This window comes from Myxococcus sp. AM009 (assembly GCF_013372605.1).
Lineage (GTDB): Bacteria > Myxococcota > Myxococcia > Myxococcales > Myxococcaceae > Myxococcus > Myxococcus vastator.
Genome location: NZ_JABXEP010000108.1, coordinates 13,987 through 28,582 on the forward strand (window position 1 = coordinate 13,987; position 14,596 = coordinate 28,582).

Sequence of the window (14,596 nt, forward strand, 5' to 3'; positions counted from 1 at the left end):
CTGTGACGCACTCCTCCCTCCCGGGATACTTCGGGCCCCTGTTCGCCGTGTTCCTGTTCGTGCTCGGCCTGTGCGTGGGCAGCTTCCTCAACGTCGTCATCGCGCGGGTGCCGCTGGACCAGAGCATCGTGCGTCCGGGCTCGCGGTGCCCCAAGTGCGGGCACGTCCTGGCCTGGTACGAGAACATCCCGCTGTTGTCCTGGCTGGCGCTGCGGGCGCGCTGCCGAGGGTGCCGCACTCCCATCTCCGTGCGGTACCCATTGGTGGAGTTGCTGACGGGGCTCCTGTACTTCGCGTGCCTGCGACGCTTCGGTTGGACGTACGAGCTGGTGCCCGCGTTGGTGCTCGTGTCCTTCCTCGTCCCACTTGCCTTCATCGACCTGGACCACTGGATTCTGCCGCTGTCCATGACGGTGTCGGGCATGCTGGCGGGGCTCATCCTGGCCATCCCCCTGGGGACGGAGGCCTTCCGTGACGCGCTGATTGGCGCGGCGGTGGGATTCCTGACCTTCCGGATGATGGAGTACATCGGCTGGAAGGTGTTCCAGCGTGAGGCGCTGGGGGCGGGGGACAAGTATCTTGTGGCCCTGCTCGGCGCGTTCCTGACCTGGCGCGCGCTCCTGGGCGTGTTGCTGTTCGCGTCCATGCAGGGCGCCGTGGTGGGCATCCTGATGTTGCTGCTGACGGGCCGGGCGGGCCCTCGCGCGGAGGATGCTCCCGAGGAGCCCGAGGGCGAGCCGGCTCCGCTCACGATGACCTGGGAGTTCACTCAGCCAGGGCTTCCACTCTGGAAGCGACTGTTGCTGGTGCCATTGTGCCTGTTGGTCCAGCCCATCCCCGACGCGCCCCTGGACGAAGAGGGACAGGAGGAGGACTGGGTCCCGGAGCGCACCAGCATTCCTTTCGGGCCCTGGCTGGCGCTCGCGGGGCTGGAGCTGCTGCTCCTGGGGCCCTGGCTGTCACGGGTGTTGCCCGCGGACATCGCCATGATGCTGGGCGGCCTGCCGTGAGCACGGCGGGGATGCGATGAAGTGGCGGATTGCCAGCGTCGCGTTCCTGCTGGGCTCCGTGTCGACAGGCCTCACCTGGTTGTCCGTCCAGCCGGTGCTCCTTCGGCTGCTGGACGCGCTCCGCCGGTGGGTGCCCGAGGGGAGCACGGAGCACGAGGCGCTGATTCGCCTCCGGAGCATTCTTCCCTGGGTCCTGGGGTTGGACCTCGTCGCGCTGACGGTGCTCGCCTACGTGGTCCTGGACCTGATGGTGGGACGTCCCTTGCGCCGAACCGAGGCGGTGGTCGAGCAGTTCGGTCGATTGGAGTTGGAGCCGCGCCTGGTGCCGACGGCGGGCGGAACCTTGGTGTCGCGCATCCAGCGCGCCCTGCAGCGCATGGCGGAGGCACTGCGCGAGGAGCAGGCGCTCACACGCGCGCAGATGGCATCTCTGCGTGAATCCAACGCCCAACTGGCGCGCACGCAGACGGAGTTGGTTGCCTCGGAGCGGCTCGCCACGGTGGGCAGACTGGCCGCGGGCGTCGCGCACGAGGTGGGTAATCCGTTGGCGGGAATCCTCGGCTACGTGGCGCTGGCGCAGACCCAGGCGGACACGCCCGAGCTGAAGGACTTCCTGGAGCGCATCGACCACGAGGTCCAGCGCATCGACCGCATCATCCGGGGACTGCTCGACCTCGGGCGTCCTGGCACCACCTCGCTCGGGCCGGTGGAAGTGGGCGAGGTGGTGGAGACCTGCGTGCGCCTGGTTCGTGCCGCACCCGAGCTGACTGGCGTGACGGTGGCGCTGGAGCTGGAGCCAGGGCTGCTCGCACGCGCGGACCCAGGTCCGCTCTCGCAAATCGTCATCAACCTGTTGCTGAACGCCGCCCAGGCCATGGGCGGGCAGGGGCGCGTGCGAGTCGCCACGCGGCAGGTTTCGGACGAGGTTCGCCTAGTCGTCGAGGATGGTGGAACCGGCATCCCCGAGGACGTGATGCCTCGCCTGTTCGAGCCCTTCTTCACGACCAAGGGGCGCGAGGGAACTGGACTGGGACTGGCGGTGTCCCAGCGGCTCGCGCAGGTCATGGGAGGGCGGCTCGAAGCAGAGAATGTTCCGGGTGGCGGCGCCCGCTTCACGGTGCGTCTGCCCGTACCCTGAGGAAAACGCGCGCGACGTCAGGGCGGAAGCTATCGGCGCCCTCGCGGGTGCGCGATGATGTGTCAAGACGGCCATGCCTCTCTTCCGCACCATTCTCGTCGCCGATGATGAGCCCTCCATCCGGCACATCCTCACCTTGGTGCTGACCGGCCATGGCTATGAAGTGCGCGCGGTGGCCGACGGCGAGGACGCGCTGAAGGAGCTCAGCGCGCGTGACTACGACGTGCTGCTCTGTGACGTGCGCATGCCGAAGAAGGACGGGCTCTCCGTGCTGCGCGAGGCCCTGGCGGCGCACCCCGCACTGACGGCCGTGGTGATGAGCGCCTACGGCTCGCAGGAGCAGGCACTCCAGGCCGTCGCCGCAGGCGCGTTCGACTACGTCCAGAAGCCCTTCAAGCCGGATGAAATCGTCTTCGTCCTTCGCAAGGCGGAGGAGCGTGAGCGGCTGCTCCGTGAGAATCGGCGCCTGAAGCAGGCGAGCCTGCCCTCCACGCCCGAAGGCCACATCCTCGGAGAGAGCCCCGCGCTGCACGCGCTGCTGCGCCAGGTGGCCCGGCTCGCACCCGTCGACACGACCGTGCTCATCAGCGGCGAGAGCGGCACGGGCAAGGAGCTCATCGCGCGGGAGCTGCACGTGCGCAGCCCTCGCGCACCCATGTCCTTCGTGGCGCTCAACTGCGGCGCCATTCCCTCCGGGCTCATCGAGAGCGAGCTGTTCGGCCACGCGAAGGGCGCCTTCACGGACGCGCGCACCGCGAAGCGAGGCCTCTTCGCGGAGGCGGATGGCGGCACGCTCTTCCTGGACGAAGTGGGAGAGCTGCCTCTGTCCGCCCAGGTGAAGTTGCTGCGCGTCCTCCAGGAGGGGGAAATCCGCCCGGTAGGGGAGAACCGCGTCGAGAAGGTGAACGTGCGCGTGGTGGCCGCCACGCTGCGGGACCTGTCCCGGCTGGTGGCGAAGGGAGAGTTCCGCGAGGACTTGTACTACCGCCTGAACGTCGTGAACCTCCGAGTCCCGCCGCTGCGGGAGCGGCGGGAAGACGTGCCGCTGTTGGCGCGGACCTTTATCGCTCGCTTCAACCGAGAGCTGAATCGGGAGCCTCCTGTCGCGGGGCTCTCCTCGGAGGCCGAGGCGCTCCTGATGGCCTATGCGTGGCCGGGAAACGTCCGCGAGTTGGAGAACGCCATGGAGCGTGCCGTCCTGCTGGCGGACGAGGCGCTCATCCTGCCAGCGAACCTGCCCGAAAGGCTGTGGGCAGCTCCCCCACCCGGACCGCAAGGTGCGACGCCGCAGGTGGGGCCGGTGCTACAGGATGGTGGCGACCTGTCACTCAAGCGCGCCATCCGGGAGATGGAGGAGTCCTACATCCGAGCCGCCCTGCGGAAGACAAAGGGAAACCGCACGCGGGCGGCGGAGTTGCTGGACATCAGTCACCGGGCGCTCCTCTACAAAATCAAGGAGTACGGCATTGATCCGGATGCCGAGGCGGAGCGGGGCTGAGGTGCGGGGTCGGTCCAGAAACCGGACGGAGCGACCGGCATTTGACGGAACGCGCCGGAGGCCGGAAAATCGGGCCTCCGCGACGGTGTTGAGGGGCCCGGCGCAGTAGGTGGTGCGCGGCTCCCGTCCGTCCGGAGGGCAGGCGGGCTCCAGGCACTTTTTAGGAGGGGTTGACGGCCAGTGCTACGCTGGCCGCCTCTCGACGGAGTCAAGCATGGCGAAGGGCAAACTGGTACTCGGCCTGGATATCGGATCGACGTCCATTAAGATGATTCTGCTCAAGGAGCAGCGCAAGCGCGGCGAGGTCATCTACGCGCTGCAGAGCTTCGGGATGAAGCCGCTGCCTCCAGAGGCCATCGTCGACGGCGCGCTGATGAACTCCACGGCCATTGTCCAGGCCGTGCAGGACCTGATGTCCGAGCTGAAGGTGAAGGGCAAGGACGTGGCCATCGGCGTCTCCGGCCACTCGGTCATCATCAAGAAGATTCAGATGCCTCGCATGTCCCAGGACGAGCTCGAGGAGAGCATCCAGTGGGAGGCGGAGCAGTACATCCCGTTCGATGTGAAGGACGTGAACATCGACACGCAGATCCTCGACGGCGGCGGCAACGACGCCACGGGGCAGATGGACGTGCTGCTGGTGGCGGCCAAGAAGGACATGATCAACGACTACACCACGGTGGTCTCCGAGGCCGGCCTGGCTCCGGTGGTGGTGGACGTGGACGCCTTCGCCGTCCAGAACATGTTCTCCGTCAATTACGACGTGCCGGACCGCGAGACGGTGGTGCTCATCAACGCGGGCGCCTCCGTGGTGAACATCAACATCATCTCCAGCGGCGCGACGGTGTTCACCCGCGACGTCACCATCGGTGGGAACCAGTTCACCGAAGAAATCCAGAAGCAACTCAACGTCTCCTACGAGGAGGCCGAGGCGCTGAAGATTGGTGGCAACGGCGCGGACGCGGACGCGGTGGTGCCGCAGGACGTGGAGCGCGTGCTCTCCAGCGTGGCGGAGCAGGTCGCGGGCGAAATCCAGCGCTCATTGGACTTCTACGCGGGCACCGCAGCCGACTCGAACTTCAGCAAGGTCTACCTGTCGGGTGGCACGGCGAAGATTCCCGCGCTGTTCAAGACCATTGAAGCGCGCACCGGCGTGCCGGTGGAGATCCTCAACCCCTTCCGCAAGATCGAAGTGGACAACCGGAAGTTCGACCCCGCGTTCATCATGGACGTGGCGCCCATGGCCGCGGTGGCCGTGGGACTGGCGCTGCGGCGCCCGGGCGACAAGCTGGCCTGACCGGACCACCCACTGGAGACGACGCACATGATGATTCGCATCAACCTGCTGCCCGTCCGGGCGGTGAAGAAGCGCGAGATGGGCCGGCAGGTGCTGGTCCTCTTCGCCGTGGTCCTGGTTGGCGCTGCCGTGGCCAACTACGCCTGGTACGACAATCGCGACACGGAACTGGCATCGCATCGCCAGGGCGTCGCGACGGCCAAGGCCAAGATCGCCGAGTTGGAGAAGATCATCGGCGAGGTGAAGAACATCAACACCCGTAAGGCCGAGGTGGAGAAGAAGCTGGCCGTGCTGGACTCGCTGCGCAAGGGCCGCAATGGGCCCGTGCGGATGCTGGACGCGCTCGCCTCGGCCACACCCAAGAAGGTGTGGGTGAAGTCGTTCGTCGAGGCCAAGAACATGGTCTCCATCGATGGCTCCGCGGTGAGCCATGACGAGGTCGCGGAGTTCATGCGGAGCCTCAACAGCGTCGTTTGGACGCCCAAGGGAATGGGCCGGTTGGTCGACGAGCGGCGCGAGAACAAGACGTCTCGGGTGGAGTTGTTGACCGCGGAAGCGACCATCGAAGAGTTCCCCCAGGCGCAGGTCACGCCGTTCTTCACGGGCATCGACTTGAAGAACGCCACGCAGGGCAAGTCGACCGAGTCCGGTGCACCCGCGCTGGTCGACTTCAAGATCTCCCTGAAGTCCAACTACGCCATCTGAAGAAGGCCGTTCGCCATGGACAAGTACCTGGATCAATTCGTCAAGGCGCCACCGGCCATCAAGTTCGGTGGCTTGGCCGCCGTCGTGGTCGCGCTCACGGTCGCCAACTTCTTCATGCTCATCCAGCCGACGGAGGTGGCCATCAAGGCGCAGGTCGCGCAGCGCCGGAAGCTGGACATGGAGCTGGCCGACAAGAGCGAGATCGCCCAGAACCTCAACGAGCGTCGGCGTGAGATGGACGTCCTCGAGCAGAAGCTCTCCGAGGCGCTGACGGAGTTGCCCGAGCAGCGCGACATCGAAGAGCTGCTCGCGCAGATCAACGACATCGGCAAGAAGAGCGGCCTGCAGATCTCCAGCGTGACGCCCGACAAGGAGTCCGTGGGCGGGGGCGAGTTCTTCGCGCGCATCCCCATCAAGATGACGGTGAGCGGCAACTACCATGAGATCGCCATCTTCCTTCAGGAGATGGCGAACATGCGGCGCATCGTCAACGTCAACAACATCAAGCTCGATTCGGCCACGCTCAAGAACGAGAAGGTCGTTCTTCAGAGCAGCTTCCTCGCGACGACGTTCCGGTTCGTGGAGCAGAAGAACCTCCCCGCTGCGGACGCGAAGACCAAGAACGCCAAGGCGAAGAAATAAGAAACTTGATCCGCCCGAGAAGTAGGGCGACAAGGGGATTGAGGATGAAGACGTTCAAGGCCACCATGACCACTGCGATGCTCGGCTTGGCGCTCGCCGCGTGCGACGAGGCGCCCAGCCCGGCGCCGAAGGCCGCGAAGCCCAAGGCTGCAGTGGCAGCGCCGATGAAGGAGGCTCCCGTGGAGGCCGTGGCCCAGACCGCTCCGGCCTACGCCTATACGTACAACCCGGTGGGCAAGCGCGACCCGTTCCGAAGCCCTATCGAAGACTTGGGGCCGGTGAACGCCAATCCGGTGTCCGCCTGCAGCGAGCCGCTCTGCGCGTTCGACCTGGACCAGCTGAAGCTGGTGGCGGTCGTCACGGGTGACGCGAGTCCGATGGCCATGGTCGAAGACCCAGCGGGCCGGGGACACATCGTGCGCCGCAACACCCGGATGGGGCGCCAGGGCGGCAAGGTGACGCAGATCCTCCGTGATTCCGTGACAGTCACTGAGGTGTTCTCGGGCAACGGTGAGATCATCAAGAATCCAGTGATGTTGCAGCTGAAGCCTGATGCGAAGAAGGACCCCGCCTACAACATGATGACGGGCAGGAATTTCGGAGAGTAGCGCCCTCCAAGGCGCTCCCGCGGGCGGTGGCCCGCTTCCAACTTGTTGAGGGGACGCATGCTCGAGGAGAGCGCTGTGACGAGGGGCAAGTGGATGTTGGCGGCCGCGTGGGCGGTCGTTCTTGTGGGCGCCAGGGTGCATGGCGCCGAGCTGAATACGCTGCGGGGACTGGATGTATCCCGCACGGGCTCGGGCGCCCAGGTGGTGGTGACCGGCACCCGGCCACCGACCTTTACCGTGTTCCGCCTGAGTGGGCCGGAGCGCCTGGTGGTGGACCTCTCGTCGGCGGATGCGACGGGAATCAAGGGCCATCATGATGGCTCGGGCCCGGTCTCCGGGGTCGTCGCATCGCAGTTCTCGGACGAGCGCGCGAGCGTTGGCCGGGTGCTGCTGGCGCTCGACAAGGCGTCTCAGTATGACGTCCGCGCGGATGGCAACCGGGTGGTGATCTCGGTGGACGGCGCAGCGCAGCCGGTGGCGCCCCCTCCGGAGGCGGCACGCGCTGAGGCTTCGTTGAAGCCAGGCGCCGCTTCGGTCCAGAGCGAGGCGAAGCCGAGCGTGCCGGTGGCGGTCGCCGTGCGCTCCACCGAAGCGAAGAAGGCAGATACCGGGCCTGCCAAGGCCGCGCTGCCCGAGAACGTGGTGGCTGCCGAGGCAGATGAGCGCGAGGTCGCGAACCCTGCTCAGCGCATCACCGCCCTGTCCTTCGCGAACGATACACTGCGCATCCGGGCCGACGGCGACATCGCCCGGTACGAGGTGCTGGAGCTCGCCGACCCGCCTCGGTTGGCAGTCGACCTGTTTGGGGTCGGGCTGGCGACTCGGGCTCCGCGGGTGGGCTCTGGCTCGCTTCGCGAGGTGCGCGTGGGCGCGCACTCCGACAAGGTGCGGTTGGTGCTCGATGTGCGCGGAAAGATGCCCGCCTATCGCGTGGACCGTGCCAGCCGCGGGCTGGAGGTCGTGCTCGGTGGTGCAGTGGCCCGCAAGGCCGCGCCGGCGTCTGAAGCGCAGGAAGTCGTCGCGTCCGTGACGGAGGTCGAGCCGCTGCGCCAGGCCCCTGCGAAGGCGGAGGCCTCCTCGAGAGTGGAGGTGAAGGACGTCCGCTTCGAGGAGAACAGCGCGGGTGGCCGCATCGTGATGAAGCTGTCCGGAGCGGCGGCGTGGAAGGTCGACCGGCCGGATCCCCGCAGCGCGGTGCTGACCTTGGAATCCGCGCGGCTCCCAAAGAAGCTGGAGCGGAGCCTCGACACCAGCGCACTGGAGACGCCGGTGAAGATGATCAGCGCCTTCAGCGTGCCAGGGAATGGCGGCAAGGTGCGCCTGGTGGTGGCCGCTGATGGGGCCATCACGGAGAAGGTGTCCCAGAGCGGCAGCACGCTGACGTGGCGCCTGGACGTCAAGGGTGTGAAGACGGAAGAGGTCGCCGTCGCTCAGCGGACCGCTGGCTTCACCACCGAAGCGCCTGCCTACGCTGCCGAGGGCGCGCCGCAGCAGGCCCGCTACCGCGGGAAGCGGGTGTCCTTCGAGTTCAAGGACATCGATATCCAGAACCTGCTCCGCGTCATCGCGGAGATCTCCAAGAAGAACATCGTGGTGGCGGACGACGTGAGTGGCCGCGTGACCATCCGGCTGCGGAATGTCCCCTGGGACCAGGCGCTGGACCTCGTGCTTCGCACGAAGGCGCTGGGCAAGGAGGAGTTCGGGAATATCATCCGAATCGCGCCGCTGAAGACGTTGGAGGAGGAGGCCCGTCTGCGCCAGGAGCGCAAGAAGTCGCTCCAGCAGCAAGAGGACCTGATGGTCAACCTCATTCCGGTGAACTACGCTGTGGCGTCGGAGATGGCCGCCCGCGTGAAGGACGTATTGAGCGAACGGGGCTCGGTGACGGTGGATCAACGTACGAACGTCCTCATCGTCAAGGACGTGCGCTCCAACACCGAGCGGGCGCGTTCATTGGTTCGCAGCCTGGATACGCAGACGCCGCAGGTGCTCATTGAGAGCCGCATCGTGGAAGCCAACACCACCTTCAGCCGCTCGCTCGGCGTTCAGTGGGGCGGTCAGGCGCGTGCTGGGCAGGCGACGGGCAATGCGACGGGCCTGATCTTTCCGAACAACCTTGCCGTGACGGGCGGTGTGACAGGCGCGGCTCCGGGCCTCCCGGACAACCCGAACTTCGCGGTGAACCTCCCGGTGGGTACGGGGCAGGGCATTGGTGGCGCCATGGGCTTCACCTTCGGTTCGGCGGGTGGTGCGCTGCAGCTCAACTTGCGCCTCTCCGCAGCAGAGAACGAAGGCACGGTAAAGACTATTTCCGCGCCCAAGGTGACGACGCTCGACAACAACACCGCGCGTATCAGCCAGGGCGTGTCGATTCCCTTCAGCCAGACGTCCGCTCAGGGTGTGAACACAACGTTCGTGGAGGCGCGTCTGTCTCTCGAGGTGACGCCGCACATCACCCAGGACGGCAGCGTGTTGATGTCCATCAACGCGTCCAACAACCAGCCGGACCCTTCCAGCACCGGTGCCAACGGTCAGCCTTCCATCCAGCGTAAGGAGGCCAACACCCAGGTGCTCGTGAAGGATGGCGACACGACGGTGATTGGCGGCATCTATGTCCGCCGCGGCGCAACGCAGGTCAACGCGGTGCCGTTCCTGTCGAGGATTCCGGTGTTGGGGTTGCTCTTCAAGAACAACACGGAGTCCGATACCCGGCAGGAACTGCTCATCTTCATCACGCCTCGCATTCTCAACCGGCAGACCATCGCGCAGACCCTTTAGGGGTCCATCGTCGTCCTCGTGCAGGAGAACGTTCGCACATGAAGAACTTCTATCTCGCGGTGCCGCTGGCTCTGGTCATGTCCGGCTGCGTCGACAATCCTCCCGCAATCCAGATCTTCAACGCCTACATCCCGGATGAGTCATGCGCGGTGAATCAGGCGGGGGCTGCCAGTGGTGGAGGCTCACTGGATCTTGCAACCGCCAACCGCTATTTAGCAGGACTTTCCGTGCGGAGTGGCTTCACTCTTGCGGAGGTGGAAGTCGGGGAGAATCCTGTCACGGGTGAGGGTGACGCCACGGCGGTCTATGTCACGCACATCGAACTGGCCTACGAAGCCCAGGGCGGGGGACCGACGCTGGAGAGTGAGGCCTACCCCACTCACTTCGCGATTCCTTCGAGTTCCACGTCCAACAGCATGCTCATCATTGATCTGCTGGGGGGCAATGCGCGTGAGACCCTGTTGACGCAGGTAGGATCCGGAAGCTCGGCCTCGTTCAATGTCCGGGTCCGGCTGACTGGAAAGACCGCGACTGGCGCGAAGGCGGAGTCCAACGAGATTGCCTACCCCGTGACGGTCTACAACTCCGGTTTCACCTGCCCGGAGGGGACGATCCTTGAGTTCAATGGCCCGTGCGGCGGCCCTGGTGGCCAGGATGGCTACCCCCCGACGTGCGAAGAGATCGAGGAATAACTTGTTCCCAGGCCCGCCGGGGTCCTTGACTGGGCCCCGGCCGTCTTTCTAAGAGCCTCTACCCATGTCCTTCCGCACGCACCTCGAGTCGGTGGTCAACCAAGTCGAAGGAGCCCTCGCGTGCAGCGTGATGGGCTTCGACGGCATCTCCGTCGACACCTTCCAGAAGGACGAGAGCGCCGAGCTGGACCTCAACGGCGCCTGGGTGGAGTACGCCAACCTCCTCACGCAGCTGCGCAACGCCGCGGAGACCCTCAAGACGGGCACCGTGAGCGAGGTCAGCGTCAACAGTGAGAAGGTGCTGACCGTGATGCGGCTGGTGTCACCGGACTACTTCCTGGTGCTCGCCCTTCACGCGGACGGCAACTTCGGCAAGGGCCGCTACGTGCTGCGCGTCACCGCACCCAAGGTGCGCGCCGAGCTCTAGTCGGACGCCCCGGCCAGCAGTCATCCAGGCGACGCTTCCGCCGCTGCTTTCCCCTTCCCATGGAAGGGGCGCATGGGCTAGACACCCCAGACTTTTCAAGCTTTCGCTGCTGCGAGTCTGTAAGGAGTCGGTCCCCATGGCCGGTGTCATCGATACGTCCGAGTTCCGCAAGGGTCTGAAGATTGAAATCGACGGTGAGCCGTTTGAAATCGTCGATTTCCAGCACGTCAAGCCCGGCAAGGGTTCCGCGTTCGTGCGCACCACGATTCGCAGCCTCCTGACGGCCCGCGTGCTCCAGCCCACGCTGAAGTCCGGTGAGAAGGTGGGCAAGCCCGACATCGAGGAGAAGGACATGCAGTACCTCTATGTCCAGGGCGACGAGTTCTACTTCATGGACACCCGCAACTACGAGCAGACCTTCCTCGGTGAGAAGGTGCTCGGAGAGGCGAAGAACTTCCTGAAGGAGAACATCAACGTCAGCGTCCTCTTCTACAATGGCAAGGCCATTGGTGTGACGCTGCCGAACTCCGTGGACCTCAAGGTCACCCAGTGTGACCCGGGCATCCGCGGTGACACCGTCTCCGGCGCGCTGAAGCCCGCCGTCCTGGAGACCGGCTACTCCGTCAACGTCCCGCTCTTCATCGAAGAGGGCGACGTGCTGAAGATTGATACGCGCGACGGCAAGTACCTGACGCGCGTGGCCACCAGGGGTTAGTTCGCAGCTCGGCAGCGACGCCGGAGGGAAGGGGACGCGAGTTATGGCAACGAAGCGCAAGTCGACCCGGGCCCAGGCGCCCGCGCGGACGGGAGCCGCCTCGAGCGGTCCCGCTGACACGGGAGGCACGTCCCTGGACGTGGAGGCCCTGCGGCAGATCGTGGAGATTCTCGAGTCCTCGGACGTCACGAGGCTGGTCTGGAAGCGCGGCGAGGAGAAGCTCTTCATCCGCCGCGGCCAGGGGCCCGAGACGACCATCGTCCACCACGCCGCGCCGCCTCCCGTCGCCGCGAGCGCCGGGGTGGAGTACACCGCGCCGGCCGCTCCGCGCCTTGCCGCGCCGGCCGCTGCTCCCACGGCGCCGGCTCCGGCCGCGGAGAAGCCGGCGGAGAAGCCTGGCCACCAGGTGACGAGCCCCTTCGTGGGGACGTTCTACCGGACCCCGGCGCCGGACCAGCCTCCCTTCGTCGACGTGGGCACCCTGGTGAAGAAGGGCCAGGTGCTCTGCATCATCGAAGCAATGAAGCTGATGAACGAGATTGAGTCCGAGGTCTCCGGCCGGGTGGCGGAGATCCTCGTAGAGAACGGCCGGCCGGTGGAGTTCGGCCAGGCGCTGTTCCGCATCGAAGTGGCCTGACGAAGAGGCTGGCGCGCCGCCCGTGTCCCACGGGCGAGCCGCTCCTCATGACGGCCCTGACGGAGACACCCACGTGTTCAAGAAGGTGCTGATCGCCAACCGCGGGGAGATTGCCCTGCGGGTCATCCGCGCCTGCCGGGAGTTGGGCATCGCCACGGTCGCGGTGCACTCCACGGCGGACGCCAACGCGCTCCATGTCCGCTTCGCGGACGAGGCGGTGTGCATCGGTCCGCCAGCGTCCAAGGAGAGCTACCTCAACGTCCCGCAGCTGCTGTCCGCCGCCGAAATCACCCGCGCGGACGCCATCCACCCGGGTTACGGCTTCCTGTCGGAGAACGCCGAGTTCGCGGAGGTCTGCGAGAACTGCAAGATCCGCTTCATTGGCCCCCGGCCGGAGATGCTCCGGATGATGGGCAACAAGGTGCGCGCCCGCCAGGCCGCGCGCGAGGCGGGCCTCCCGCTGCTTCCGGGCAGCCCCGGCACCGTGAAGGACCCGCGTGAGGCGGAGGCCTTTGCTCGCGAGATTGGCTTCCCCGTCATCCTCAAGGCGGCCGCGGGTGGCGGCGGCAAGGGGATGAAGATCGTCCGCGAGCCGGCCGCGCTGGCGCAGGCCTTCTCCACCGCCCAGGCGGAGGCCGTGGCGTCGTTCTCCAACGGCGACCTCTACATCGAGCGTTACGTGGAGAAGCCGCGCCACATCGAGATCCAGATTGTGGCGGACGAGCACGGCAACATCGTCCACCTCAACGAGCGTGAGTGCTCGGTGCAGCGCCGGCACCAGAAGCTCATTGAAGAGAGCCCGTCCCCAGCGCTCACGCCGGAGCTGCGCGAGCGCATGGGCGAGGTGTCCGTGAACGCCATGCGCAAGCTCGCGTACAACAACGTGGGCACCATCGAGTACCTGCTCGATGAGCGCGGCGAGTTCTACTTCATGGAGATGAACACGCGCATCCAGGTGGAGCACCCGGTGACGGAGCTCGTCACGGGCGTGGACCTGGTGAGCGAGCAGATCCGCCTGGCCTATGGGGAACCCCTGCGCTTCAAGCAGGAGGACATCCAGATTCGCGGCCACGCCATCGAGTGCCGGGTGAACGCCGAGGACCCGATTACCTTCGCTCCCTGGCCCGGGAAGATTACCGGCTACAGCGTGCCGGGCGGCTACGGGGTACGCGTGGACTCGGGCGCCTACGAGAACTACACGGTGCTGCCGTACTACGACAGCCTGCTGTCGAAGCTCATCGTCCACGCGGAGGACCGGGCCACGGCCATCCGCCGCATGCAGCGCGCCCTGGGCGAGTACGTCGTCGAAGGCATCCGCACCAACATCCCGTTCCACCGGGCCGCGCTCGCGGAAGAGTCCTTCCAGGAGGGCAATTACGACACCCGGTTCGTGGAGCGTCTGCTCGCGAGCGAGACGGGCTCCCGACGGCTGAAGAAGGCCGTCGAGGAGACGCCGTAGCACCCATACACCTGGTGTGGATCCCCGCTTGTCGGGCCGCCACGCGAGCAGGTGATCCGGCCCCGGGGGGAGCCGGGCCGTTTCTTGACCCGCGTCGGAGCTTTCCGTTAGCCTCCGACACTCCCCCTTGCTGAGGATGGAAACCCGCGAAGTTCAAGGGGTTTCGGCCTGCTGGAAGCCCACCGCTCGATGGACAAGAACAAGATCATCGAAGCCGCCGCGAAGCTCGTCGCGAAGGGCGCCTACGACAAAGCCATCAAGGAGTACCAGAAGGTCCTGGAGGTCGACCCGAAGGACATCCGGGTCCTCCAGAAGATGGGGGAGCTGTACCAGAAGAAGAACGACAACCCGCAGGCCGCCCACTTCTTCACCAAGGTCGCGGAGAGCTACTCGTCGGACGGCTTCTTCCTCAAGGCGGTCGCGCTCTACAAGCAGGTCCTCAAGCTCAATCCGAACCTGCTGGAGGTGAACCTCAAGCTGGCGGAGCTTCATCAGCAGCTCGGGCTGATGTCCGAGGCGATGGCGTACTTCCAGATTGTCGCCAACCACTACGACAAGGCGGGCGACACGAAGTCGTCGCTCGATACCTTGAAGAAGATGGTGGATCTCGACCCGGAGAACGTGGCGTCGAAGATCAAGCTGGCGGAGCTGTACGCGCGGGAGAACATGGCGCGCGAGGCGGCCCAGGAGTTCAAGCGCGCCGCCGAGTACCTTAAGCGCAACAGCCGCGCGGATGATTGGCTCCGGGTGGCCGAGCGGCTGTCCGCGCTGGAGCCGGACAACCTTCCGCTGTCGAAGGATCTGGCCACGTCGTACCTGCAGCGCGGCGACCAGAAGCGCGCGCTGGCGAAGCTGCAGGTGTGCTTCAAGGCCGATGGCCGCGACGTGGAGACGCTCACGCTGCTGGCGCAGGCGTTCCAGGGCCTGGGCCAGACGTCGAAGACCATCTCCGTCTACAAGGAGCTGGCCAAGATTCATCAGGAGCGCGGC

Annotated in this window: 14 protein-coding genes; all 14 read left to right on the top strand. The window is 66.0% G+C overall.

The window, feature by feature from the left end; genetic code table 11:
- Positions 1-2: 2 nt before the first annotated feature.
- On the top strand, positions 3-1,010 hold the full coding sequence (locus HV824_RS24140) for an A24 family peptidase (RefSeq protein WP_176424336.1): 1,008 nt from the start codon (positions 3-5) through the stop codon (positions 1,008-1,010).
- A 16-nt stretch (positions 1,011-1,026) separates the two neighbouring features.
- Complete coding sequence (locus tag HV824_RS24145; RefSeq protein ID WP_176424337.1) at positions 1,027-2,148, top strand: sensor histidine kinase; 1,122 nt, start codon at positions 1,027-1,029, stop codon at positions 2,146-2,148.
- 73 nt (positions 2,149-2,221) lie between these two features.
- The gene (locus HV824_RS24150) at positions 2,222-3,646 is read left to right on the top strand and encodes a sigma-54 dependent transcriptional regulator (RefSeq protein WP_176424338.1); all 1,425 of its coding nucleotides are present in this window, start codon (positions 2,222-2,224) and stop codon (positions 3,644-3,646) included.
- 214 nt (positions 3,647-3,860) lie between these two features.
- Positions 3,861-4,943, top strand: coding sequence for a type IV pilus assembly protein PilM (gene pilM / locus HV824_RS24155; protein WP_043712169.1), 1,083 nt, complete (start codon positions 3,861-3,863; stop codon positions 4,941-4,943).
- 27 nt (positions 4,944-4,970) lie between these two features.
- On the top strand, positions 4,971-5,648 hold the full coding sequence (locus tag HV824_RS24160) for a PilN domain-containing protein (protein WP_176424339.1): 678 nt from the start codon (positions 4,971-4,973) through the stop codon (positions 5,646-5,648).
- A 15-nt stretch (positions 5,649-5,663) separates the two neighbouring features.
- Positions 5,664-6,290 carry a type 4a pilus biogenesis protein PilO gene (locus HV824_RS24165; RefSeq protein WP_176424340.1) on the top strand — a complete coding sequence of 209 codons (627 nt, stop codon included), beginning with the start codon at positions 5,664-5,666 and terminating at the stop codon, positions 6,288-6,290.
- A gap of 44 nt (positions 6,291-6,334) precedes the next feature.
- Positions 6,335-6,898: a pilus assembly protein PilP gene (locus HV824_RS24170; RefSeq protein ID WP_176424341.1), complete on the top strand. Its 564-nt coding sequence runs from the start codon at positions 6,335-6,337 to the stop codon at positions 6,896-6,898.
- Between the two features lie 57 nt (positions 6,899-6,955).
- Positions 6,956-9,676 (top strand): type IV pilus secretin PilQ, encoded by a 2,721-nt coding sequence (pilQ, locus tag HV824_RS24175; protein ID WP_176424342.1) that lies wholly within the window; start codon positions 6,956-6,958, stop codon positions 9,674-9,676.
- A 38-nt stretch (positions 9,677-9,714) separates the two neighbouring features.
- Positions 9,715-10,368, top strand: a complete 654-nt coding sequence (locus tag HV824_RS24180; RefSeq protein WP_176424343.1) for a hypothetical protein — start codon at positions 9,715-9,717, stop codon at positions 10,366-10,368.
- A 64-nt stretch (positions 10,369-10,432) separates the two neighbouring features.
- Positions 10,433-10,795, top strand: a complete 363-nt coding sequence (locus HV824_RS24185; RefSeq protein WP_011555721.1) for a hypothetical protein — start codon at positions 10,433-10,435, stop codon at positions 10,793-10,795.
- A gap of 136 nt (positions 10,796-10,931) precedes the next feature.
- Positions 10,932-11,510, top strand: coding sequence for an elongation factor P (gene efp, locus HV824_RS24190; RefSeq protein WP_176410998.1), 579 nt, complete (start codon positions 10,932-10,934; stop codon positions 11,508-11,510).
- A gap of 43 nt (positions 11,511-11,553) precedes the next feature.
- On the top strand, positions 11,554-12,147 hold the full coding sequence (accB, locus tag HV824_RS24195; protein ID WP_176410999.1) for an acetyl-CoA carboxylase biotin carboxyl carrier protein: 594 nt from the start codon (positions 11,554-11,556) through the stop codon (positions 12,145-12,147).
- A gap of 73 nt (positions 12,148-12,220) precedes the next feature.
- A complete protein-coding gene (gene accC / locus HV824_RS24200) occupies positions 12,221-13,606 on the top strand; it encodes an acetyl-CoA carboxylase biotin carboxylase subunit (RefSeq protein WP_176419893.1) in 1,386 nt (461 codons plus the stop codon).
- 189 nt (positions 13,607-13,795) lie between these two features.
- The coding region (locus HV824_RS24205) for a lipopolysaccharide assembly protein LapB (RefSeq protein ID WP_176424344.1) at positions 13,796-14,596 on the top strand (801 nt) is incomplete at its 3' end.

Coding starts and splice junctions, on each gene's coding strand:
- HV824_RS24165 (WP_176424340.1), top strand. CDS start 5,664: ATGGACAAGTACCTGGATCAATTCGTCAAGGCGCCACCGGCCATCAAG.
- HV824_RS24160 (WP_176424339.1), top strand. CDS start 4,971: ATGATGATTCGCATCAACCTGCTGCCCGTCCGGGCGGTGAAGAAGCGC.
- pilQ (WP_176424342.1), top strand. CDS start 6,956: ATGCTCGAGGAGAGCGCTGTGACGAGGGGCAAGTGGATGTTGGCGGCC.
- HV824_RS24145 (WP_176424337.1), top strand. CDS start 1,027: ATGAAGTGGCGGATTGCCAGCGTCGCGTTCCTGCTGGGCTCCGTGTCG.
- HV824_RS24185 (WP_011555721.1), top strand. CDS start 10,433: ATGTCCTTCCGCACGCACCTCGAGTCGGTGGTCAACCAAGTCGAAGGA.
- accB (WP_176410999.1), top strand. CDS start 11,554: ATGGCAACGAAGCGCAAGTCGACCCGGGCCCAGGCGCCCGCGCGGACG.
- pilM (WP_043712169.1), top strand. CDS start 3,861: ATGGCGAAGGGCAAACTGGTACTCGGCCTGGATATCGGATCGACGTCC.
- HV824_RS24170 (WP_176424341.1), top strand. CDS start 6,335: ATGAAGACGTTCAAGGCCACCATGACCACTGCGATGCTCGGCTTGGCG.
- HV824_RS24180 (WP_176424343.1), top strand. CDS start 9,715: ATGAAGAACTTCTATCTCGCGGTGCCGCTGGCTCTGGTCATGTCCGGC.
- efp (WP_176410998.1), top strand. CDS start 10,932: ATGGCCGGTGTCATCGATACGTCCGAGTTCCGCAAGGGTCTGAAGATT.
- HV824_RS24150 (WP_176424338.1), top strand. CDS start 2,222: ATGCCTCTCTTCCGCACCATTCTCGTCGCCGATGATGAGCCCTCCATC.